This is a genomic window from Segatella sp. (assembly GCF_977051555.1).
The window spans coordinates 1-24593 of the sequence record NZ_CDRSSE010000021.1; the positions used below are offsets into that span (position 1 = coordinate 1).

Annotated in this window: 19 protein-coding genes; 7 read left to right on the top strand and 12 right to left on the bottom strand. The window is 45.4% G+C overall.

Annotated elements, in window-relative coordinates; translation table 11 throughout:
- The coding region (locus tag ACWJAO_RS06725) for a 30S ribosomal protein S6 (RefSeq protein ID WP_449139721.1) at nt 1-119 on the bottom strand (119 nt) is incomplete at its 3' end.
- A 189-nt stretch (nt 120-308) separates the two neighbouring features.
- Between ACWJAO_RS06725 and ACWJAO_RS06730 the strand changes: the two genes are divergently transcribed.
- Nucleotides 309-506, top strand: coding sequence for a hypothetical protein (locus ACWJAO_RS06730; protein WP_287828126.1), 198 nt, complete (start codon nt 309-311; stop codon nt 504-506).
- Between the two features lie 61 nt (nt 507-567).
- Here the strand turns inward: ACWJAO_RS06730 and rprY are convergent, their stop codons facing one another.
- The 3 genes from rprY to ACWJAO_RS06745 all read right to left on the bottom strand — a co-directional run bounded on the left by rprY (nt 568) and on the right by ACWJAO_RS06745 (nt 5214).
- Nucleotides 568-1266, bottom strand: a complete 699-nt coding sequence (gene rprY / locus ACWJAO_RS06735) for a response regulator transcription factor RprY (protein ID WP_006847396.1) — start codon at nt 1264-1266, stop codon at nt 568-570.
- A gap of 52 nt (nt 1267-1318) precedes the next feature.
- On the bottom strand, nt 1319-2812 hold the full coding sequence (locus ACWJAO_RS06740; protein WP_449139696.1) for a sensor histidine kinase: 1494 nt from the start codon (nt 2810-2812) through the stop codon (nt 1319-1321).
- A 239-nt stretch (nt 2813-3051) separates the two neighbouring features.
- Complete coding sequence (locus ACWJAO_RS06745) at nt 3052-5214, bottom strand: elongation factor G (RefSeq protein ID WP_006847394.1); 2163 nt, start codon at nt 5212-5214, stop codon at nt 3052-3054.
- 228 nt (nt 5215-5442) lie between these two features.
- Between ACWJAO_RS06745 and hemW the strand changes: the two genes are divergently transcribed.
- Entirely contained in the window at nt 5443-6579 is a 1137-nt protein-coding gene (hemW, locus tag ACWJAO_RS06750) for a radical SAM family heme chaperone HemW (RefSeq protein ID WP_449139697.1), read from the top strand.
- Between the two features lie 29 nt (nt 6580-6608).
- On the opposite strand, the gene ACWJAO_RS06755 is transcribed toward hemW, so the two are convergent.
- The 3 genes from ACWJAO_RS06755 to ACWJAO_RS06765 all read right to left on the bottom strand — a co-directional run bounded on the left by ACWJAO_RS06755 (nt 6609) and on the right by ACWJAO_RS06765 (nt 10876).
- On the bottom strand, nt 6609-6971 hold the full coding sequence (locus ACWJAO_RS06755; RefSeq protein WP_287837099.1) for a hypothetical protein: 363 nt from the start codon (nt 6969-6971) through the stop codon (nt 6609-6611).
- Between the two features lie 268 nt (nt 6972-7239).
- Nucleotides 7240-8586, bottom strand: a complete 1347-nt coding sequence (locus ACWJAO_RS06760; protein ID WP_317511579.1) for a citrate/2-methylcitrate synthase — start codon at nt 8584-8586, stop codon at nt 7240-7242.
- 31 nt (nt 8587-8617) lie between these two features.
- Entirely contained in the window at nt 8618-10876 is a 2259-nt protein-coding gene (locus ACWJAO_RS06765) for an aconitate hydratase (RefSeq protein ID WP_264902650.1), read from the bottom strand.
- A gap of 330 nt (nt 10877-11206) precedes the next feature.
- On the opposite strand from ACWJAO_RS06765, the gene trmD reads away from it, so the two are divergent.
- Nucleotides 11207-11881, top strand: a complete 675-nt coding sequence (gene trmD / locus ACWJAO_RS06770; RefSeq protein ID WP_006847387.1) for a tRNA (guanosine(37)-N1)-methyltransferase TrmD — start codon at nt 11207-11209, stop codon at nt 11879-11881.
- Between the two features lie 185 nt (nt 11882-12066).
- Here the strand turns inward: trmD and ACWJAO_RS06775 are convergent, their stop codons facing one another.
- A complete protein-coding gene (locus ACWJAO_RS06775; RefSeq protein WP_449139698.1) occupies nt 12067-12918 on the bottom strand; it encodes a patatin-like phospholipase family protein in 852 nt (283 codons plus the stop codon).
- A gap of 208 nt (nt 12919-13126) precedes the next feature.
- Here ACWJAO_RS06775 and ACWJAO_RS06780 point away from each other — a divergent pair, with 208 nt between their 5' ends.
- From ACWJAO_RS06780 to ACWJAO_RS06795, 4 genes are all read left to right on the top strand, one after another.
- Complete coding sequence (locus ACWJAO_RS06780; protein ID WP_264900488.1) at nt 13127-14533, top strand: aminopeptidase P family protein; 1407 nt, start codon at nt 13127-13129, stop codon at nt 14531-14533.
- A gap of 83 nt (nt 14534-14616) precedes the next feature.
- On the top strand, nt 14617-15828 hold the full coding sequence (locus ACWJAO_RS06785; protein ID WP_449139699.1) for an aminopeptidase C: 1212 nt from the start codon (nt 14617-14619) through the stop codon (nt 15826-15828).
- Between the two features lie 324 nt (nt 15829-16152).
- Entirely contained in the window at nt 16153-17874 is a 1722-nt protein-coding gene (gene recJ / locus ACWJAO_RS06790) for a single-stranded-DNA-specific exonuclease RecJ (RefSeq protein WP_449139700.1), read from the top strand.
- Nucleotides 17875-17991: 117 nt separating this feature from the next.
- Entirely contained in the window at nt 17992-19887 is a 1896-nt protein-coding gene (locus ACWJAO_RS06795) for a RecQ family ATP-dependent DNA helicase (RefSeq protein ID WP_449139701.1), read from the top strand.
- A 142-nt stretch (nt 19888-20029) separates the two neighbouring features.
- On the opposite strand, the gene ilvC is transcribed toward ACWJAO_RS06795, so the two are convergent.
- From ilvC to ilvB, 4 genes are all read right to left on the bottom strand, one after another.
- Complete coding sequence (gene ilvC / locus ACWJAO_RS06800; RefSeq protein WP_144152272.1) at nt 20030-21073, bottom strand: ketol-acid reductoisomerase; 1044 nt, start codon at nt 21071-21073, stop codon at nt 20030-20032.
- A 197-nt stretch (nt 21074-21270) separates the two neighbouring features.
- Nucleotides 21271-22074 (bottom strand): acyl-[acyl-carrier-protein] thioesterase, encoded by an 804-nt coding sequence (locus tag ACWJAO_RS06805; RefSeq protein ID WP_449139702.1) that lies wholly within the window; start codon nt 22072-22074, stop codon nt 21271-21273.
- 117 nt (nt 22075-22191) lie between these two features.
- Entirely contained in the window at nt 22192-22737 is a 546-nt protein-coding gene (ilvN, locus tag ACWJAO_RS06810; RefSeq protein ID WP_449139703.1) for an acetolactate synthase small subunit, read from the bottom strand.
- Nucleotides 22738-22843: 106 nt separating this feature from the next.
- Nucleotides 22844-24559 (bottom strand): biosynthetic-type acetolactate synthase large subunit, encoded by a 1716-nt coding sequence (ilvB, locus tag ACWJAO_RS06815; protein ID WP_449139704.1) that lies wholly within the window; start codon nt 24557-24559, stop codon nt 22844-22846.
- Between the last annotated feature and the right edge of the window lie 34 nt (nt 24560-24593).

Consider the following 24593-nt stretch of genomic DNA (forward strand, 5'->3'; position numbering starts at 1 on the left):
TTGTTCAGAATCTCAGCACCATTATCGGTGAGTACCTTCTCGAACTTAGCGACCGTTTCCTTCATCTGTTCATCAGACAAAACGGGAGTCAAAATGAAAACGGTTTCGTATTGATTCATACTACTTTAAATGATTAAATATTAATATAAAAATTCTCGTGCAAACCGGAAAATGTGTGCGAAAACACAGCCTTTTCACGAATTGCGGTGCAAAATTACGACTTTTTCTTGAATTAACCAAATATTTTTCGTACTTTTGCACAAAATAATTGTTAATAGTACAAAAACAACCTCTAAACTGTAAAGAATATGGCAAAAATGAATAAGAAACTGATTAGTTTGCTCCATACCCTACCATCTATGGGCATGGCTTTCATTGTTTTAGGCGTCCTGCTGATGGTTGCCAGTTTTGCATTTTCCATCCCGGGAAACAGCGTGCTCTTCGCTGGCCTCTTTTTCATTCTGGCGGGAGTAGCCGGATTTGTATATTCATTAAAAAAAGGATAAGCCGGTCATCGACTTATCCTTTTTTATATCTTAGAGAATCTCTTCCCTATTTCTAAAACATTTAATCCTCGTTAGGAACAATCAGTTTGTATCCCTTACCATGGATATTGATGATTTCAATCTGAGGATCGTCCTTCAGATGCTTGCGGAGTTTGGTGATGTAAACATCCATTGAGCGTGCATTGAAGTAATTGTCATCAATCCAAATGGTCTTCAGAGCAAAATCGCGCTGCAGAATCTCATTAGAATGAGCACAGAGCAAAGCAAGAAGTTCGTTCTCCTTGGTGGTAAGCTTGGTCTGCTTTTCACCGATGGTAAGAAGCTGCTTCTGTGTATCGAAGGTAAAGTCACCGATGTGATACATGGTAGACTCCTTGCTCTTCTTGCCACGTACGCGGCGGAGAATAGCCTCAACACGGAACACAAGCTCTTCCATAGAGAATGGCTTGGTGATATAATCATCAGCACCAATCTTGAAACCTTCGAGGATATCTTCCTTCAATGTCTTGGCAGTAAGGAAGATGATAGGGAGGTCGGCATTGGTCTGGCGAATTTCCTGTGCCAGGGTGAAGCCGTCCTTCTTTGGCATCATCACGTCGAGTACTGCAATATCAAACTTGTTCTTATTAAATTCCTTATAACCTACCTCGCCATCAGGGCACAGAACTGTAGTAAATCCCTTTGCCTGCAAATATTCGCGAAGCAACATACCCAAATTTTCATCGTCCTCGCAAAGCAAGATTTTAATTTTCTCTTCCATATCTTTATCTTTTTAAATTATTAATATTCCTTATATTCTATTTCTGCAATTTTTAACTGTGAATCACCGGCAACTTGATGGTAAAGGTTGTACCCTTGCCCAATTCGCTGTCTACCTTGATTTCACCATCATGAAGATCTACTATCTTCTTGACATAAGCCAATCCCAGTCCGAATCCCTTCACATCATGGACATTGCCTGTATGTACACGATAGAACTTGTCGAATATCTTCTTCAGGTTTTCCTTCTTCATACCCAGACCGGTATCCGTAATCGAGAGATACAGATACTCTTCATCATTCCAGGTCTTCATCGTGATGTTAAGCGGTTCGTCCGGCTTACGGTATTTCACGGCATTATCCATCAGATTGAAGATAACATTCTGGAAATGCACCTCGTCAACATAGAGTCCCGAATCGATGGCTTCGATATCGGTATAGACCTTACCACCTGTATGCTCAACGCGGAGCGAGAAGGAATTGGCAATATTCTCAACCATTTCATTCAGATCAAGTTCTTTCTTCTTGAACACAGCCTTCTTACGGTCGAACATACTCATCTGCAACACCTTTTCTACAAGGAATCGCAGGCGCTTCGATTCGTCGTTAATCACGTTACCCAGATGTTTCTGCATCTGTTCGCTCTTTGCCACCGAAGTATCATTGAGCATCTGCGCTGCCAGACTGATACTGGCAATCGGAGTCTTCAGTTCGTGGGTCATGTTATTGATGAAGTCGTTCTTGATCTCCGTATACCTCTTTTGCCTGAAGATGACCACAATGGTAAAGATGAAGGTAATCAGCAGTACCAGCGTGAAGATGACACTAGGAATCATGAAGCGCACACTAGAGAAGATATAGCTGTTCATATCCGGGAAATGAACTCTTACTACACCCATCTTCGACTGAGGGTCGTTGCGGAATAGCACTTGAGAATAACTGTACTCCTCACCCTCGTCCGTATAGTCTGGACAACGGTAAACCTCTCGTCCATCCTGGGTAGTCACGGTGAAATGATAAGGTATGTTGATACCATTATTCATCATCTCAGCCTTGAGGTCCTGATCCAGCTGCTTGAAGTTGATTCTCTCCTTCAGCGGTTTGTCTGATGCCGAATAAAGGATAGAATATACCACTTCATCCAGCAACGCTTTCTGATAGACATAGCGGTTCTTCACTATTTCCTGAAGCGACTTCTGTGTTTCTGTCAGCGAGTTCTTATCGCTACGCAGTATCATCGCCTTCGGCATATTGCCAGGATGTGTGGCATTTGTCTTCAGTTCGAAAGTTGAATAAACTGCCGTTCCCTTGTTCTTATCTTTATTGGCCTTACGTTCTGTCTCGTTGACATTCTTTTCGAGATAGCGCAGAGTTTCATTAAGCTCCAAATTTCTTGAAGCTTGATACAGGGCTCTGTTGACCGACTCGTCAAACTGTTCCTTCTTCATGTTTACCATCTCCTGGATGTAACTGAGCTGCAAGTACAGCAGCGCAAGGAACGAAAAGCCCATGATAATGGCTATGGTCCAAATCGTTTTCTTCTTCATGGTGGCAAAGATAAGAAATTTCTTAATCAGTTAACTTAAAACCGTTAATTATTTATTGGCTTTTTCTGGATTTTAACAGTTTTCTATAATTTTAGTTTCATATACAAAACCAAATATCCGTTTTTCATAAAAAAAAGAGAGGAAGTATACATATCACATGCACACTTCCCCATATTGGTCATATCAACATAAAATTTTAATTTATATAAGAGAGATTTTTCTCTAACCTAATATGATTGCTATTCAGCATCTTTCTCCAATTCTGCCTCATGATCCGCAATCAGCTTGCTCTGAATGTCGGAAGGAACCAACTCGTAGCTGGCAAACTTGGTAGTGAATGAAGCACGTCCACCAGTCAATGAACTGAGAGAGATAGAATAGCTTGCAAGTTCCTTCAAAGGAATCTTTGCACTCAATTTCTGATAACCAGCCTCACTATCCATACCCATGATGAGGGCACGGCGTCCCTGGAGATCACTCATCACATCGCCCATGAAATCAGCAGGTACATAAACCTCCAGATCATAGATAGGCTCCAGAATCTTCGGACCAGCCTGTTTGAAGGCATCGCTGAACGCATGGCGGGCAGCAAGCATGAACGAAAGTTCATTACTGTCTACAGGGTGCATCTTACCATCATAAACGATAACGCGCACATCGCGGGCATAACTGCCTGTCAACGGACCATGTTCCATACAGTCCATAACACCCTTCAGAATAGCCGGCATGAAGCGGGCATCAATGGCACCACCAACCACAGAGTTGAGGAATACCAGTTTACCACCCCATGGCAAACTAACCTCTTCGCGACTCTTGATATTCATCTTGAATTCCTGACCATTGAAGGTAAATGATGTTGGATCAGGCATACCTTCTGCGTATGGTTCAACGATGAGATGAACCTCACCAAACTGACCAGAACCACCACTCTGCTTCTTATGACGGTAGTCGGCACGAGCCTTCTTGGTAATAGTCTCACGATATGGAATACGTGGCTCTTCGAAAGTCACATTGAGTTTTTCGTTGTTTTCCAGACGCCACTTCAGCGTGCGGAGATGGAACTCACCCTGTCCTCTTACGATTACCTGGCGCAATTCCTTGCTCTGATCAACAATCCAAGTAGGGTCTTCCTGGCGCATCTTCAGGAGTGCAGCCATCAGTTTCTCTGTATCCTGAACATTGGCAGCCTTGATAGCACGTGAATACTTAGGGTTAGGATACTTGATGAAGTCGAAACGCCATTCAGCACCCTTACCATTAAGGGTATTGCCGGTCTTTACATCCTTCATCTTCACGGTACAGCCGATATCACCGGCATTCAACTGCTCTACAGGCACACGGTTGGCACCTGCGCAAGCATAAATCTGTCCGATACGCTCCTTAGAACCACGATCAGCATTGGTCAGATCGTCACCATTCTTGATAGAGCCGCTCATCACCTTGAAGTAGCTTACCTCGCCGATATGAGGTTCCATACCTGTCTTGAAGAAGTAAACACTCTCAGGACCATTACTGTCTGGAGTAATCTCCTCACCACGTGTATTATGCAGTTTCGGCATCTCGCTTACGAAAGGAACCACATTGCCCAGGAACTCCATCAGGCGGTGAACGCCCATCGACTTACCTGCACAGACGCAGAACACAGGGAAGATGCTACGGGTAACCAATCCCTTGCGGATGCCCTCGCGAAGTTCATCTTCTGTCAGGCTCTCGCTCTCGAAGAACTTCTCCATCAGTCCCTCATCGTTCTCGGCTGCAGCCTCTACAAGAGCCGTATGAAGTTCCATGGCTTTCTCCATTTCCTCTTCTGGAATATCTTCAATAATAGGAGCACCGCCCTCAGGCTTCCAGGAATATTTTTTCATCAATAAGACGTCAATGAGAGCATTGAAGCCTGAACCGGTCTCGATAGGATATTGTATCTGCACACACTTAGAACCATAAATGTCCTTCATGGTGGCTATGATATTATCAAAGTCGCACTTGTCTGAGTCGAGCTGGTTTACCAGGAAGATAACAGGTTTACCCAACTTCTCTGTATAACGGAAGTTGTTCTGTGTACCTACCTCTGGACCATACTGACCATTGATAAGGATAACTGCCTGATCGGTAACATTGAGTGATGTGATGGCACCACCTACGAAATCATCGCTACCTGGGCAATCTATAATGTTAAGCTTCTTGTTGTTCCACTCTACATGAAAAACTGTAGGGAACACAGAGTAGCCGTATTCCAACTCAACTGGGAAGTAGTCGCTCACCGTATTTTTCGCCTCTACAGAGCCTTTACGCTTGATAACGCCTGCTTCAAATAACATACTCTCGGCAAGTGTAGTCTTGCCGCTACCCGCACTGCCCAACAGCGCAATGTTCTTAATCTCATTAGTCTGATAAACTCTCATGACGCTTATAGATTTTTAAGGGTTATACTTAAATTTGCTAGTTGCAATCCACAGTCAAACCTTCGGTTTTTCTGTTTCATGCTACTAAAGTACAAAAAAAATCGCACATTGCCAAAAGTTTTGGGCAAAAAACTTCTGTTTTTTAAAACATATTAGTACTTTTGCACTTTGTTTAGACATGTTTTTGTCTTTACACCTTATTATATATAGAAAAATAAGTTCAGAAATATGGCAGGACTATACATACATATCCCCTTTTGTGAAAGCCGGTGCATCTACTGCGGTTTTTACAGTACTACCTCTCTCAAGTTGAGAGATGATTACGTTGATGCTCTCTGCCGGGAGATGCAGATGCGACCGGCAAAAGCCGCACTCGGAAGCGATGACACCATCGAAACCATCTATCTGGGCGGCGGAACCCCAAGTCAACTCAACGGCTCCCAACTCAGCCAAATATTCTCTGCTATCAGAAAAAACTACACCCTGGCAGATAATATGGAGATTACGATGGAATGCAATCCGGATGATGTTACCGAGCACTTCTGCGAAACGCTGAAGCAACTTCCCGTCAACCGAATCAGCATGGGGGCACAGACCTTCAGCAACGAACGTTTACGCTTTCTGCATCGCCGTCATAACGCTGAAGAGGTAGAAGAAGCCGTCACCCGGCTCCGCAACATCGGCATCAGCAATATCAGTATCGACCTGATGTTTGGATTTCCCGAAGAATCTCTATCCCAATGGATGAGCGACATCAGGCACGCCATACAGCTAGATGTAGAACACATCTCTGCCTACAGTCTGATGTACGAAGAGGGAACCCTACTCTACCGTATGCTGGAACAGGGAAAGATTAGTGAAATAGATGAAGAAACCAGTCGCAAGATGTATGAAATGCTGATAGACCAGCTCACTGGGGCAGGCTACGAACATTATGAAATCAGCAATTTTGCCCGTCCGGGGTTCCGTTCGCGCCACAACAGCAGTTACTGGCACGAGGTGCCGTATATCGGCATAGGAGCAGCCGCCCACTCCTACAACAGAAAGCAGCGCAGCTGGAATATCGAAAACATCCAAACTTACATTCGAAGCATCGGCGATGGCATTCTGCCTTCAGAGAGTGAGCAGCTCGACATTTCCACCCGTTACAACGATCTGATAACAACCGCCTTGCGAACAAGCGACGGAATAAGCCTCATGAAGATGGAGCAGGAATTCGGAAAAGAACTGGCAGACAAACTGCTCCAGGAAGCCCAGCCTCATATCAGCCGGGGACTGATGAAAATAAAGAACGGCAGACTCTCTCTCACACGGGAAGGTCTCTACATATCGGATGATGTGATGAGTGATTTCATGATTGTATAATGGTTTCAACAAACAAAAAAGCCTTGGAATTAATTCCAAGGCTCTAATTTCTTTAAACCATTTTTCTTGTATACTTCGTAATAATAAGCTTTGATGCTCTTGACCACTTGTATGGTAGATTTCTTTTTCTGCAACATAGGCTTTACCAGCTGCATCACAGCAAAACAAACTACCACAATAAGCAATACAACTGCCCAAGATAGAATCTCACTCTGAATATCCAAAACAGGCTGAAGACCAATACCTAAAGCCACAGGCAGGATAAAACAGACCCAATCTATCGGGCTGTCGAGCTTAGTAGATTCGATGTATTCATCGCGTAGCGCTTTTGGAGCATTCAAGATTAATCTTTTCTGGTGCTTATTCCAGTAATCTTCAAATTCTTTTTCCATGCAATCCATTTACTGTTTTGTCTTAAAACTAGACGGTTAAAACTTCAATACTTATACTTTTCTTTATACTTTTCGGCTACAAAGATAAGAATAAATATTCATTTCTCCAAATTTACTACATACTACTTTGAATATTTAACGTATATTAATTCTAATGGTCAAAACAAAAACTTCACTGCATCACTTGACAATAGCCTGCTTGTATATAGACAGGAAAAGGCAACACCCGATAATGGACATTGCCCTCCTTTATGATATCAAGAGGATTTTATCTCTCGTTAAGTGGCTGATATTCAAGTTCTCCAAGAATATTCTTATAGGCAGGACGAATGATACGACGGCCTTCGAAATTGAGTTCTTCAATACGATGGGCAGTCCAACCTACGATACGTGCCATGGCGAAAATCGGGGTATAGATTTCCTGTGGCAAACCAATCATTTCATAGATAAAGCCACTGTAGAAATCAAGATTTGCACACGCAGGCTTGCTGCCTCCGCGATGTTCCTGCAAACATTTGATACCTTCCTGCTCTATCAGCTTCAGGAAATTATACTCGTCTTCTCTACCCTTTTCCTTGGCAAGTTCACCCGCCAGACGCTTCAATTCTACGGCACGTGGGTCGCTCAATGTATAGACCGCATGACCGATACCATAGATGAGACCTGTCTTGTCGTACGCCTCCTTGTTGAGCATACGCTTGAGATAAGTATCAAGTTCGGTTACATTACCCCAATCCTTGATAGCTTCTTTCAGATGGTGGAACATATTGATAACCTTGATATTGGCACCACCATGCAAAGGACCCTTCAAACTACCTATACCTGCAGCTATAGAGCTGTAAGTATCTGTACGGGTGGAAGATGTAACACGTACAGTAAAGGTTGAGTTGTTACCACCACCATGTTCAGCCTGGATAATCAGGAGAAGGTCGAGCATACGGGCATCCAATTCGGAATAGTTCTCATGCTTCATCATATAAAGAAAGTTCTCAGCAATAGAGAGATTCTCACGAGGATGACGAATATGTAGACTTCTACCCTGAACAGAGTGACGGTAGATGTTGTATGCATAAGCAATGATGGTTGGGAACTTGGCAATCAACTCAATACTCTGGCGCATCAGATTGTCACGGCTGATGTCATCCGGATTCGGATCGAAGGTGTACATTTCGAGCACACAACGGGCCAGGATGTTCATGATGTTGCTGCCTTCCAGCTCGATGATATGGGTAATCGTACGATGATCAAGCGGCATATTATCGTTCAGAAGTTCCTTGAAAGCATCCAATTCCTCCTTATCAGGCAACTGGCCCGAGAGCAGCAGGAAGGCTACTTCCTCGAATCCGAAGCGCTTCTCCTTCAAGAGAGGAGTTACCAGGTCATCAAGTTCATAACCACGATAATAAAGTTTACCTTCTGTAGGAGTCAACTTACCTTCTGCATCGCGCTCATAACCCACTACATTACCGATATTGGTCAGTCCGACCAACACACCAGAGCCATCCTCATTACGAAGTCCACGCTTCACATTGAACTTCTTGAATGCATCCTTATCAATCTTGCATGAGTTTTTTACCTCATCGCTTAATTTATATATTAAATATTCTTTATTCATAACTGTTACTTTTTTAGCTGCATGGCTACTATTATTTCTTTGCAGCAAAGTTCAATGCAGAACCTGCCTTAAACCATGCAATCTGTGTATCATTATAAGTATGCTCAACCTCGAAACTATCCTCAGAACCATCCTTGTGCTTCAGGGTGACGGTGAGTTTAGAACCTGGAGCAAACTCCTTCAAACCTGTCAAAGAGATGCGGTCGTCCTCCTGTACCTTATTATAATCATCCTTGTTGCAGAATGTGAGGGCAAGCATACCCTGCTTCTTCAGGTTGGTTTCGTGGATGCGGGCGAAACTCTTGGCGAGAATCACCTTCACGTTGAGGAAACGAGGCTCCATAGCTGCATGCTCACGGGAAGAACCTTCACCATAATTATCCTCTGCCACCACGATGCTGCTGATGCCTTTTGCCTTGTAAGCCTTGGCAGCGGTAGAAACCTCGACATAAGCACCATCCAACTGGTTCTTCACCTTATTGCTCTCACCGTTAAAGGCATTAACGGCACCCATTAAAAGGTTGTCGGAGATGTTCTGCAAATGTCCACGGAACTTCAGCCAAGGACCCGCCATAGAGATGTGGTCGGTGGTACATTTGCCCTCGGTTTTGATAAGAAGCGGCATATCTGTCAGGTCTTTTCCATCCCATGGAGCAAACGGAGCAAGTTTCTGGAGTCGGTTGCTGTCAGGCGCAATGACTACCTCTACATTGGCATTTTCTTCGCTTGGGGCAATGAATCCCTTATCTTCTACGGCAAAACCCTTAGGAGGGAAGGTGAAACCTGTAGGCGCATCGAGCATCACGCTGTTACCATCCTTATCCAGCAAGGTATCAGTAGCCGGATTGAAGTCGAGACGGCCCGCAATGGTGAGAGCCACGGTGAGCTCTGGACTGCCGATGAAGGCAAACGTATTAGGGTTACCATCAGCACGGCGGCGGAAGTTTCGGTTAAAAGAGGTAACGATGGCATTCTTGCGCGAATTATCATCGGTATGACGCTTCCACTGTCCGATGCAAGGACCGCAGGCATTGGTCATGATGAGGGCTCCAATCTTCTTGAAATCATCGAGGATGCCATCACGCTCGGCTGTATAGCGAATCTGCTCTGAACCCGGGTTGATGATAAGCTGTCCCTTCACCTCAATACCTTTCTCATAAGCCTGACGGGCAATGCTGGCAGCACGGGCCAAGTCCTGATAAGAAGAGTTGGTACAGCTACCTACCAATCCTACTTCTACTACCATCGGATAATCGTTGGCAGGACCTTTTGCCTTCATGTGAGAGATTGGTGTGGCTGCATCTGGAGTGAACGGACCGTTAAGATGAGGTTCAACCTTAGAAAGGTCAATTTCAACAATCTGGTCGTAGAAAGCAGACGGATCTGCCAACACCTCATCATCAGCACGGAGTTCGGCTGCATTCATCTGTGCGAGAGATGCAATTTCTTCACGGCCTGTCTTGCGGAGATACTCGCTGGCATTCTGGTCGAATGGGAAGATAGAGCATGTGGCACCCAATTCGGCTCCCATGTTACAGATGGTAGCCTTGCCGGTAGTAGAGATGCTGTTCAATCCCTCGCCGAAGTATTCGAGGATGGCATTGGTTCCGCCCTTTACGGTAAGGATGCCGAGGATTTCGAGAATCACATCCTTAGGAGTGGCCCAGCCAGAGAGTTTACCTGTGAGATGCACACCAATGAGACGTGGCATCTTGAGTTCCCAAGGCTGACCGGTCAACACATCTACGGCATCAGCACCACCTACACCTACTGCCACCATGCCAAGACCGCCGGCATTAGGAGTATGAGAATCAGTACCCACCATCATACCTCCAGGGAATGCATAGTTTTCGAGCACTACCTGATGGATGATTCCGGCACCTGGTCCCCAAAAACCGATATGGTATTTCTGAGAAACAGACTTCAGGAAGTCGTAAACCTCCTTATTGGTCTTGCAAGCCTCAGGAAGATCTTGTGTTGCGCCCACATCGGCACGAATCAAGTGATCACAATGTACGGAAGCAGGTACGGCCACCTTGTCCTTACCCGCATTCATGAACTGCAAGAGCGCCATTTGCGCAGTCGCATCCTGCATCGCCACGCGATTAGGTCGGAAGTCAACATATTCCACACCTCTTTTATATGGTCGCAACTGTGTTGGGTCGAAAAGATGTGCAAAGAGCACCTTCTCGGCATAAGTAAGAGGTCGTTTCACCATAGCCTTAGCCTGGGCTACACTTTCCGAATACGAAGCGTAAAAGCTTCTCAGCATTTCAATGTCCAATATCATCTTGTTCACAATTTTAATTAATTATACACTCTTTCAAGCAATTCTGTTTGCAAAAATACAACTTTTTCTACAGATAGTAGCATCTTTTATCGAAAATTTATCATTTTGATATGATTTTTCTGTTTTTTGATAATTTTGTTGCATATTTATACATTAATCACTCTCTTTCTCCGGAAAAGCAGGATTATGATATGAAAAGACAAGAATGGCTACGGAAAGGCAGGAAAACAGAGAAAAAAGAAAGGAAAGTGAAGAAAAGAGGAGTTAAAATGAAAGAAAAAGCAAAAATTTTTGGTACTCTCCGCATTATTTATTATTTTTGCAGATGTTATGAGAATAGACATTATTACAGTATTACCAGAGATGCTGGAGGGATTCTTCAATGAGTCCATTCTGGCACGTGCGCAGAAGAAGGGTCTAGCGGAGATTCATCTGCACAACCTGCGTGACTACACATTAGATAAATGGAAGCGTGTGGACGACTATCCATACGGCGGAAGTGCCGGCATGGTGATGCAATGTGAACCAATAGACCGCTGCATTGCTGCGCTGAAGGCGGAGCGCGAGTATGATGACGTGATTTACGTTTCGCCAGATGGTGAAACTTTCAACCAGAAGATAGCCAACGAAATGTCGATGCAGGGTAACCTCATCATCCTCTGCGGTCACTACAAGGGTATTGACCAGCGTGTGCGCGACCATCTCATTACCCGAGAAATCAGTGTAGGTGATTATGTGCTAACGGGTGGCGAACTTGCTGCAGCCATCATCTCAGATGCCGTCATCCGACTGGTTCCGGGTGTTATCAGCGACGAACAGAGTGCACTTTCCGACTGTTTCCAGGACGACATTCTTGCCGCCCCTATCTACACCCGTCCTGCCGACTACAAGGGATGGAAGGTTCCGGAGATTCTGCTCAGTGGCAACGAAGCCAAGATTCGCCAGTGGGAATTCGACCAGGCCATGGAAAGAACCAAGCGCCTGCGCCCTGACCTGCTGAAATAAGAAGAAATCATTGCTGATTACTATCATACCCAGAACGGTGATTTTTAGGCACGGTGTAATCCGTTCCTAAAAACCACCATTCTACTCATTCTCAAGCCATATACTAAAACTCTACACCTTATTTATCATCTACACCTTATTTATCAACTACACCTTATTAATATTATTCTTTTTCTATATTAATATTATTCTTTTTCTATGCATTTTTCGCAGAAAGCCTCACCCAGCATGAAACCTTCTTCGTAGAGGCGTTCCAGTTTATCGGTATCCTTCTCTATTCTGCCAACTTCCAACGGACGGATTGGACGGATACAGGTAATCTTACCCGCAGCCTCCAGATCATCTACAAGCTGGATCTGTTCGTTATAAGCCCGATGACGGTGACTCAGAGCCACACGCAGGCGAGGATAGTTCTTATATAAATAAGGTATCTTACGGTCTTTGCCCATATCACGCCATCCTTTGTTGCGAGTCAGGACAACCACATTGTGTTGCCACCCCATGTCAATGGCGTGCTGTACCGGAATACTGTCCGCAATACCACCATCCAACATCGGAATGCCATCCACTTCCACAATCTTGCTCACATATGGCAAACTGCTGGAAGCACGCACAACATCCAGTGCACGCTGCCTGTCATGCTTCTCGGAAAGATACATAGCCTTGCCCGTAAGACAATTTGTAGTAACCATCTCGAAACCATCAGCATACTTAAAATAGGTATCAAAATCGAAGGGTAAGAGCTGGTTTGGAAACTTATCGTAGAGCAATTTGCGGTCGAAGATACACCCCTGGGTCACCAGATGGCGAATACCGATATACTGGTATCGGGCCAGATAATCGATGTTAGAGATACGGGCACGCCGAGGTTGGCGGCTCATATACGACATGCCATTACATGCCCCAGCCGATACAGCCACCGTATAAGGGAAATGAACATCATGCTTCATGAAGGCATCCAGTACCCCACTGGTGAAGACCCCTCGCATGCCTCCTCCCTCAAGAACCAAACCTGTTGTTTTTAAATTCAATTTCATAACACACTCTCTGCTTTTAAAATTCTGAAAATAATTATATTTTGCTCGCAGCATAGACAATTTTCTTACATTTTGTCTAGCAAAAAGCCGTTTTTATATTAATTATTTATAAATTTACGCGTTTTATTCAATTTTGCTTGCAAAGATACGTATTTTTTGGGAAATAATTGCTAACTTTGCAAGCAAAATAATGTAAAATACTAAAAATATGTTCAGCAAAGAGACTTACATCAGCCGCAGACAGGAGTTGAAGAAGCTTGTGAAAAGCGGCGTAATTATACTTTTCGGAAACAACAATTCACCATGTAATTTCCCTAATAACGGATATTACCCTTTCCGTCAGGACTCGACATTCCTCTATTATTTCGGATTGCAGCGCGACGGTCTGGTAGGTGTGATAGATATAGACAACGATATTGAAACCCTGATTGGCGACGACATCGACCTCGTAGACATCGTATGGTACGGAAGCGTTGACAATGTTCACGATCTTGCAGCGCAGGTAGGCGTTCACAACTCAGCACCTATGAAAACGCTCAAGACTATCTGCAACGACGCCATGTCAAAGAAGCGCAAGATTCATTTCCTGCCACCTTACCGCTACGACATCAAGCTGCAGGTATTCGACCTTCTGGGCATCCATCCTAACCAACAGAAAGAAGAGGCCAGCATGGACCTCATCAAGGCTGTTGTGAAGATGCGTTCAACTAAGACCCAGGAAGAAATCGAGGAATTGGAGCGTGCTGCTGTCATCGGATACAAGATGCATACCACAGCGATGAAGCTCGTACGTCCGGGTGTGACAGAAAAATATGTTGCAGGTCAGGTAAGCGGCATTGCCCACTCTTACGGAGCCATGGTCAGTTTCCCAACCATCTTCAGTCAGCACGGTGAAATTCAGCATGGTTATCCATCTATGAATGTACTGGAAGAAGGCAGACTGGCACTCTGTGATGCAGGTGCAGAAACTATGAACAACTACTGTTCAGACAACACCCGCACCATGCCGGTGAGCGGAAAGTTCAGCCAGCGCCAGTTGGAAATCTACTCTATTGTAGAAGAATGCCACGACCATGCGCTAGATGTAGCCAAGCCAGGAGTAAAATGGGCAGACGTACACTTCTCTGTATGCCGCCTGCTCTTCAACCGCATGAAGGAGCTCGGACTTGCAAAGGGTGATACAGAAGAGGCTGTAAAGGCTGGAGCACACGCCATGTTCCTGCCTCATGGTTTGGGCCACATGATGGGAATGGATGTTCACGACATGGAGAACCTCGACCAGATTAACGTTGGTTTCGACGAAGAGGTACGCCCTAATCTGGAGCAATTCGGTACCAACTGCCTGCGTATGGGTCGCCGTCTGCAGGAAGGTTTCGTGGTAACCGACGAGCCGGGAGTTTACTTCATCCCTTCCCTCATCGACGACTGGAAGGCATCCGGTCACTGTGCAGAATTCCTCAACTTCGACAAGATTGAGACCTATAAAGATTTCGGTGGTATCCGAATTGAGGACGATGTACTCATCACCAAAGATGGTTGCAGATTCCTGGGCAAAGACCGCATACCTTATCATCCAAAAGATGTTGAGGAGTTCATGGCAGCCAACAAGGAATAAAATTCCTGAAAGAGAAATCATTTCAGAAAAAGGAATCAGAGAGAAGATATAACAAGAACATAAATATAAAGAGAAAAGAATTCATGAAGAAAACTATGATTGTTGCAGCCTTGATGGCTTTGGTAGCCACAGGAGCAAATGCGAAGAAAGCTGCAGACTCTGCAGAAGTAGCAAAGAACAAACCTGTATTTACTGTAGTAAAGCAGAATCCTATCACTAGCATCAAGGACCAGAACCGCAGTGGTACGTGCTGGGCTTACTCTACCCTCAGCTACTTCGAGAGCGAAATCTTGAAGAAGACAGGCAAAACCTACGACCTCAGCGAGATGTTCGTAGCCAACAAGACTTATATGGACCGCGCCACATTGGCAGTAAGAATGCACGGCGACGTGAGCTTCTCAGAGGGTGGTAGCGCCTACGATGTACTCTATGCTTTGCAGCACTACGGTATCGTACCTGAATCTGCCATGCCAGCTCCAGGTTCATTGACAGGTGACTCTCTGGCTAACTTTGGTGAGTTCTTCAACGTAATGACTCCATACGTAGAGGCAGTAGCAAAGAGCACAGCCAAGAAGCTTTCTCCAGCTTGGAAGAGCGGTCTTCAGGGCATCATCGACTCATACATCGGTAAGACTCCTGAGAAGTTCACATACGAGGGCAAGCAGTATACTCCACAGAGCTTCTGCCAGAGCCTCGGTTTGAATCTTGATGATTATGTAACCATCACCAGCTACACCCACCACCCAATGTGGAGCAAATTTGCTGTTGAGGTACAGGATAACTGGCGCTGGCCTTTGAGCTACAACGTTCCTATGGAAGACATCTGCAAGATCATCGACAACGCTGTAAACAATGGTTACACAGTAGCTTGGGGCGGTGACGTAACAGAAGACGGTTTCACTCGCAAGGGTCTCGGTATCGCTTACGATGTAAAGAAGGTTCGCTCTATGGCCGGTACAGATGCTGACCATTGGTTCAAGCTCTCTAAAGACGAGAAGAAGGAGAAGTTTGATTCTCTTGGCGTAAATGCTCCTGAGATTGTTCCTACACAGGCTATGCGCCAGGAAGCATTCGACAACTGGGAGACAACAGATGACCACGGTATGCACATCTACGGTATCGCTAAGGACCAGAACGGCAAGGAGTACTACATGGTTAAGAACTCTTGGGGCGAGTATGGTGACTACAAGGGAACCTGGTACATGACCAAGGCTTTCGTAGCTTACAAGACTATGGACTTCATGGTTAACAAGAATGCCCTCCCTAAGGACATCCGCAAGAAGCTCGGAATCTAATTCTGTTAGGAGTTTATAGTTAATAGTTTATAGACTTTCTATGAACTTTCTCCTAAACAAAAATATTCAAGGGGCAGCAAACCGATGAGTTTGCTGCCTTTTTTGTTTTGCCAAGAAATCACATATCTACTTATTTCGGTTTACCACGAAAACTCATATCTACTTATTTCGGTTTACCACGAAATCGCTTATTTACTTATTTTTGTTTGCCAACAAGTCTTATTTTTACTTATTTCTAGGTAATTTGGTAAAATTCCTCCCTAAACATTTCCTTTTGTCATTTTATTTTCGTAACTTTGGGGGCAGAAATAAAAAATAATTAAAATGCATTTTAAATGGAATTACGAATCACCAACACCTGAACAGCAAAAAGCAGCTGAAGAATTAGGCGCCAAGCTAAACATGAGCCCGGTTCTTGCCCATTTGCTCATCAAGCGCGAGATTACGACTGAATCTGCAGCCAAACGGTTCTTCCGACCACAGCTCTCAGATCTCATCAATCCATTCCTGATGAAAGACATGGATATTGCCGTTGACCGCCTGAACGATGCAATGGGTAGAAAGGAACGTATCCTCGTTTACGGAGACTACGACGTAGACGGATGCACCGCCGTTGCCCTGGTGTACAAATTCTTGCAGCAATTCTATTCAAACATTGACTACTACATCCCCGACCGCTACGACGAGGGTTACGGAGTGAGTAAGAAAGGAATAGATTTTGCACATCAGACTGGTGTAAAACTGATTATTATTCTAGACTGTGGAATCAAGGCTATCCAGGAGATAGAATATGCCAAGAGTCTGGGAATAGACTTCATCATCTGCGACCATCATGTCCCTGACGACGTGATGCCACCCGCTGTGGCCATACTCAATCCGAAGCGCCCAGACGATCCGTTCCCTTTCAAGCATCTCTGCGGATGCGGTGTAGGATTCAAGTTTATGCAGGCTTTTGCCAAGAACAACAACATTCCGTTCTCCAGGCTCATCCCCCTGCTCGACTTCTGTGCCGTCAGTATTGCAGCCGATATTGTGCCGGTAGTAGATGAAAACAGAATACTCGCCTTCCATGGTCTTAAGTTGCTGAATACTAATCCAAGTATCGGTCTGAAATCCATCATCGACATCTGCGGCCTGAACGGACGCGAGCTCTCGATGAGCGACATTGTGTTCAAGATCGGTCCCCGCATCAATGCTTCCGGCAGAATGGAAAACGGTAAACTGAGCGTAGATCTGCTGGTAGAAAGAGATTATTCCTCTGCCCTGCGCATGGCCAGACACATCAATGAGTATAATGAGCAGCGCAAAGACATAGACAAGCAGATGACTGAAGAAGCCAACAGCATCGTGTCGCGTCTGGAAAGTATGAAACACAACTCCAGTATCGTGCTTTATGATGAAGGATGGAAAAAGGGCGTCATCGGCATTGTTGCATCCCGACTCACCGAAATCTACTTCCGCCCTACCGTGGTTCTGACCCGGGATGGCGACATGGCTACCGGTTCGGCACGCAGCGTTACGGGATTTGACATCTACTCAGCCATCAAAAGCTGCCGCGACCTTCTGCTCAATTTCGGCGGTCATACCTATGCTGCCGGACTCACCCTGAGATGGGATAAGGTAAGAGAGTTCAGAGACCGGTTCCAGCATTATGTAGAAGAGCACATTTCGCCTCAACAGACAGAGCCAATGCTCAACATTGATGCTGAAATTGATTTCAAAGACATTACCAAGCATCTGCAAGCCGACCTGAAGCGCTTCTCTCCTTTCGGTCCGTGCAACCAGAAACCTATTTTCTGCACCAACCGGGTATATGATTACGGCACCAGCAAGGTGGTAGGCAGAGAACAGGAGCACATCAAGTTGGAACTGGTAGACTCCAAATCGAGCACCGTTTTAAACGGCATTGCTTTCGGTCAGAGTGCAGCAGCCCGCTACATCAAGAGTAAGCGAAGCTTCGACATAGCCTTCACCATAGAAGAAAATGTTTTCAAGAAAAACCAAGTTCAACTTCAGATAGAAGACATCCGTCCGAACGAAGGATAAGGTACTTAGCCCCAAGTATGTGGATTAGGCACTGATTACACGGATTACACAGCTTCGGAGTGCTAATCCGTAAGGGCGCAAAAGCATCGAAATCTGTAAGGGCAAAAGCATCAAAAAATGGCAGATAAATTTCAAGAAATACTACATACATACTGGGGGTATCCTGACTTTCGCGGCATACAACGAGACATCATCGAGAGTATAGCCCGAGGTGAGGATACCCTTGGTCTTATGCCTACAGGTGGCGGTAAATCCATCACCTTCCAGGTTCCGGCCCTTGCCCAAAAGGGTGTCTGCATTGTGGTAACTCCGCTCATCGCGCTGATGAAAGACCAGGTGCAGCATCTCAAGGCCCGTAACATCCTGGCAGAAGCCATCTACACAGGCTTGTCGCGTCAGGAGATTCTCCGAATATTGGAAAACTGTATTTTCGGCGAAATCAAGTTTCTGTATGTCTCGCCAGAACGCCTTTCTTCAGAACTGTTCCAGACCAAACTTCGCCACATTCCGGTGAGTTTCATCACAGTAGATGAAGCCCACTGCATCAGTCAGTGGGGGTACGACTTCCGCCCGTCTTATCTCGACATTGCGAAAATAAGAGATATGAAGCCTGGTGTACCGGTCCTTGCCCTTACGGCAACGGCCACTCCCGATGTGGTAGAAGATATCCAGAACCAGCTCCACTTCAAGAAGCAAAACGTATTCAAAATGAGTTTTGCCCGTAAGAATCTTGCCTATGTGGTGCGCACCACCAACGACAAGGTGACCGAAATGGTTCATATTCTGCAATGTACCCAAGGCTCGGCAATCATTTATGCAAGAAGCCGAAAACGAACCAAAGAGATGGCAGAACTTCTGAACAATCAGGGAATTTCTGCTACATTTTACCATGCCGGACTGGATTCCGACGTGAAAGATACCCGACAGAAAAACTGGCAGAATGACGAGATAAGGGTCATGGTAGCGACCAATGCTTTCGGCATGGGAATAGACAAGTCTGATGTGAGAATGGTAATTCATATAGACTGTCCTGACTCGCTGGAAGCCTATTTCCAAGAGGCTGGACGAGGCGGAAGAGACGGCGAAAAAGCATATGCAGTGCTGCTCTATAATCAGAGCGATGAAAACAAACTCATGAAACGCATTGACGAAACCTTCCCTGACAAAGAATTCATCAAAGACGTTTACGAGCATCTTGCTTACTTTTTCCAGGTTGCAGTTGGAAGCGGAATGGGACAGACTTTCATGTTCGAGATAGAGAAGTTCTGCTTCACCTACAAGTACTTTCCTACCCGCGTAGACTCGGCGCTGCGCATTCTGGAGCGCTCAGGCTATATCCAATACGAGGACAATCCTGACGGAAAAGCAAGAATCAGATTTAACATCAGCCGAAATGATCTCTATCTGCTAGAGAATGTTTCGGAGAAGGAAGAGTCTGTTATTACGGGGCTTCTGCGTAATTACGGCGGTCTGTTTACCGACTACGTTTACATTGATGAGTCGCTGATAGAGCGTGTAAGCGAACTAAACCGTCAGCAGGTATACATGATTCTGAAAAATCTGAGTGCCCGCCACATCATCGACTTCATTCCCCGCCGCAAGACACCTTATATCAGCTACATGCGTCCTAGGGAAGATGGTTTCAGAGTTATCATCCCAGAGGAGGTATGGGAAGTACGCAAGAAACAGTTTACTGCCCACATCAAGAGCATTATCAGTTATGCAAAGAACGACAGCATCTGCCGTTCGCGCCAGCTTCTGAGTTATTTTGGCGAAAAAACGAAAATGAAGGACGACTGCGGGATATGTGATGTCTGCATAGAACACAAAATACCCCAGAAGCAAACTATTATATCAGAAATTCTAGACTTGCTGAAAGACGGAAAGCCACATGACATTACAGAATTAAACCAACTGAAATATGATTCAGAAGATATGGCTGCAGTTCTTGAAGAAATGGTTGCAGAGAATATGTTTTATCTTGATGGAGATAAAATCGTACTTGAACCGTAAATGAGATAACAGGAGGATATATCATAAGTAATACTTATCCCCCTGTTACCTTATGCAATTGCTTATACTCCCATCTAAACAGAAAAAAGGGAACGACACCTCTCGGGCCATTCCCTTTTCAACATTATGTACGAGAAAAAAATTAGTTATTCTCAGGGCGAAGTTTACGAACTGTAACACCAGCCTGCCACATTTCCTTGTTGCGCATAGCCTCGAGTTCAGCGTTCAACTTCTCGCGGTAATCAGCCTGAGAGTTCTTGTCAATAGAAATCTGAGCCTCATTACCAGTCTTTACAGAGTAGTACAACCACTCCATTACAGGCTTGATAGCCTCACGGAAACGAGGAGCCCAGTCAAGAGCACCACGCTGAGCTGTTGTAGAACAGTTAGCATACATCCAATCCATACCCTTAGCACCGAAGAGAGGGCCAAGGCTCTGTGTGAGCTCCTCAACAGTCTCGTTGAAAGCCTCTGATGGTGAGTGACCGTTCTCGCGGAGCACGTCATACTGTGCCTCCAACAATCCCTCAATAGCACCCATCAATGAGCCACGCTCACCTGTGAGGTCAGAAGTAGCCTCACGCTGGAATGTTGTCTTGAACAAATAACCGGCACCGATACCGATACCGAAGGCAATAGTCTTATCCTCTGCCTTGCCAGATGCATCCTGATATACAGCGTAAGAGCAGTTCAAACCACGACCCTCACAGAACATAGTGCGGAGAGAAGTACCAGAACCCTTAGGAGCAACCATGATTACATCAATATCCTTTGGTGGAACAACGCCTGTGCGATCGCTCCAGTTGATAGCGAAACCATGTGAATAATACAAAGTCTTACCTGGTGTGAGGTATGGCTTGATCTTTGGCCAGCATGCAATCTGACCGGCATCAGAAAGCAACATACAGATGATAGTACCCTTCTCTGCAGCTTCCTCGATAGAGAACAAAGTCTTACCAGGAACCCAACCATCCTTCAGACACTTCTCGTAGGTCTTACCCTGACGCTGTCCGACGATGACATTAAAACCATTATCGCGAAGGTTACAAGCCTGACCAGGACCCTGGATACCATAGCCGATAACTGCGATAGTTTCGTTCTTCAATACTTCACGTGCTTTCTCCAATGAAAATTCATGACTGGTGACAACAGTTTCCATTACGCCACCGAAATTCATTTCTGCCATAATTTTTATTTTTTTTGTGCGGCTTGCCGTTTGTGGAGCCGCGGGTTATACTTGTCCATACGGATGCGAGCTGTATTCTTATCCAAAGAGAGCCTGTTTGATCCGTCCACCCCCTATCCAAGAAGGCGGCTCTGGGTTTATTTTTATTTTCTGTGTGCAAAGGTAAGCAAATAAAATGAAACTACCAAATTTTTCTTTCAATTTTTAATAAATTTAGCCTTACTTCTTACAACTTCCACCTCATTTGCGTCATTTTTGCCTGTTTTTGTTATCTTTATGCAGTATTCTTGCATTTTTTCAGCCTCACCTGTTTCTTCCAAATAGAAATGAAGTTGGTCACCTTGGTGACTTTCTGCTACGTAAGCTATCTCAAATCTTTGCAAAAAGTGAGTTTTGTAATAATCCAGATCAAAGAGGTCAAGGATATGTTCGATGTATTTCACCGAGTTGATGTGGCCGTTTACATCTACATCATTATAATAGGTATCAATGGTTCTCACCAGCTTGGCTTCCTTGCCCATTTTCACTCTCGAACTTGCCTGGATAGGACAAGGTTTTTCTGAATCAATATATTCCTTGATAAGCCCGTCGTGAATTTCAAAAATATCAACAGGCTGTCGGGTTTCCGTATCAATCATTGCCCACACGCTTTTGCCGTAGCCGTAAACCTTGGCTTCTTCGGATGATGATGTCTTGCCGCAGATTTTGAAATCTCGGGATGTGAAATATTTCATGGCACTCTCGCACCAGGTTTCTACCACAAAGCGGTCGTAAGACTTCGGCATCTCTGTCATCTCAATGGCCAGTCGGCTGAGAACCCATGTTTTATGTCGGGGCATGAGGTAGTTCATGCCGAACCCGCGGTCGTTGCTGTGAAAATCGGCAGCATTGAGCAGATGATTTCCGAGATGCCCCATAAAGAGGTGGCTGCTGAAATCGCAGTGGAAAGGTTCCGAAAGGAATTTGTAACGCCCTACCTTATCTAATATTTTCTGTTCCATAATATCTATCTCGTCCTTTTATCTTGTTGTTTGTCTTGTTATTTTAAAACGAAAAAGCCCTCTGCTCATCTAGTTTTGAAGCCAGAAGAACAAAGGGCTCAATATTTTTATAGGATTCTAATCTTCTGAATTCTGCTTGAGATAATCAGAGATTGGCTCATCGAAACTTCTCGTAACAGCGATTCTGCCACTTCGGGTATACTGAAGGAGGCAGTCGTAGCTGTTGAGCTGCTGGAAGAGGTCGGCGATGTCTTCGGTAAGTCCTGCCAGCAGCACGGTGCTGTAGGTAGGATTCACCTCCATCATGCGGGCATCATGCTTGCGGATGGTGCGCGACACTTCTGGATTTTCAAGCAATACCGGAGTGGAAATCTTGAAGAGAGCCACTTCATGGATGAAGATCTGGTCATCGGTGTAGTAATCGCTCTTCACCACGTCAATCTTCTTCTCTATTGCCTTGTTGATTTTCTCAATCTGCTCTTCATCGCTCCAAACCGTAATGGTATACTTGTGGATATTCTTGATACTGCTGGCCGAAACATTCAAGCTCTCGATGTTTACCTGTCTGCGAGTAAACACGGCGGTAATCTGATTCAGGATACCGGCAATGTTTTCTGAGTAAACAAGCAATGTATATAATTTCTTTTCGTTGTTATTCTCCATTTTTCCAAATTTTAAAATAATCGGTTACTTTTCGGAGTCTTTCCTTTTCGGAGGATGCTCCCCCATAAAGGAATTTACACCTTATTATATATATAGCCGAGAGCTTTTAATAATTCAACTCGAGCAGCATCTCATCTACACTCTTGCCCGGCAGCGTCATCGGAACGATGTCTTCATTCTCCTTGATGGCGCACTCCAGCAGGTAAGGCCCCTTGGTGCTGATCATCTTCTCCACCTTAGCCTGAAGGTCCTTGCGGTCTATTACCACATCGTATGGTATTCCGTAGGCCTTGGCTATCTCTGCATAATGAGGATTCATCATGTGGGTGAAGGAGTGACGGCCACCGAACATCAGGTCTTGCCACTGGCGCACGTTGCCCAGATAGTTGTTGTTCAGCAGAATCATCTTGACCGGTGCCTGCTGCTCCATGATGGTGCCGAGTTCCTGGATGTTCATCTGGAAGCCACCGTCGCCGAAGAAACAGCAGATGGTACGGTCGGGAGCGCCGAAGGTGGCACCGATGGCTGCCGGAAGACCGAAGCCCATGGTTCCGAAGCCACCACTTGTTACGATGCTCAGCTTCTTGGTAAACTTGAAGTAGCGGCTGCTGATCATCTGATTCTGGCCTACGTCGTTTACGAGAACTGCCTCATTATGAGTAGCTTCCGTTACTACATTGGTAACCTCGCCCATGAGCAGTGGTCCCTCTTTAGGATGAATATCCTTCTCTATTACCTTCTCCTGTTCCTGCTGGCGGTATTCCTCGAAGGAATCTCTCCACTCGCGGTGAACATTCTTGTTCAGCAGACGGGTAATAGCTGGCAGACTCTGCTTACAGTCGCCTACAACAGCCACATCGGTCTTGATAACCTTGTCAATCTCCGCCTTATCAATATCCAGATGGATAATCTTGGCCTGAGGAGCATACTTTGAAGGTACGCCTGTGATACGGTCACTGAAACGCATACCGATGGCAATGAGCACATCACACTCCTGGGTCTTCATGTTGGTAGCATAAGAACCGTGCATGCCGAGCATACCCATGTTGAGCGGGTGGTTGCTAGGCAGGGCAGAAAGGCCGAGCAGGGTTCTGCCCGCAGGGATATCTGCCTTCTCGAGGAATTCGATGAGTTCATTATGTGCACCGCCAAGCTCTACTCCATGACCCACGAGGGCGAATGGTTTCTTGGCGTTGTTGATGAGTTCGGCAGCTTCAACCACTGCCTTTTCATCTATCTTAGGATAAGGATTATAAGATGTAACCTTCTCACATTTCACTGGTTCCCACTCGCATGTAGCCACCTGCGCATTCTTCGTAAAGTCGAGAACTACAGGTCCAGGACGTCCGCTGCGGGCGATGTAGAAAGCACGGCTCACAGCCCATGCCACATCCTCGGCACGGCGTATCTGGTAAGACCACTTGGATATTGGCTGGGTAACACCCACGAGGTCAACCTCCTGGAAGGCATCGGTACCCAGGGCACCTACGCCTACCTGTCCGGCGATGACTACGATTGGTGTAGAATCCATCATGGCATCAGCGATGCCGGTCAATGTATTAGTAGCTCCAGGACCACTAGTGACAAGAGCGACGCCCACTTCGCCGCTGACTCGGGCATAACCCTGTGCAGCGTGAGCAGCAGCCTGCTCGTGACGTACCAAGATGTGGTCAAACATCTTCTTTTCACCTCTCGTGTAACCATACAGTGAATCAAACACTGGCATGATGCTGCCGCCCGGATATCCAAAGATGGTTTTAACATCCTCGTTTTTCAGGGAGCGCATCAGTGCTTCGGCTCCTGTTATTACTTCTTTTGCCATTTATCTATTATTATTCTGAATAATTCAAAAACTT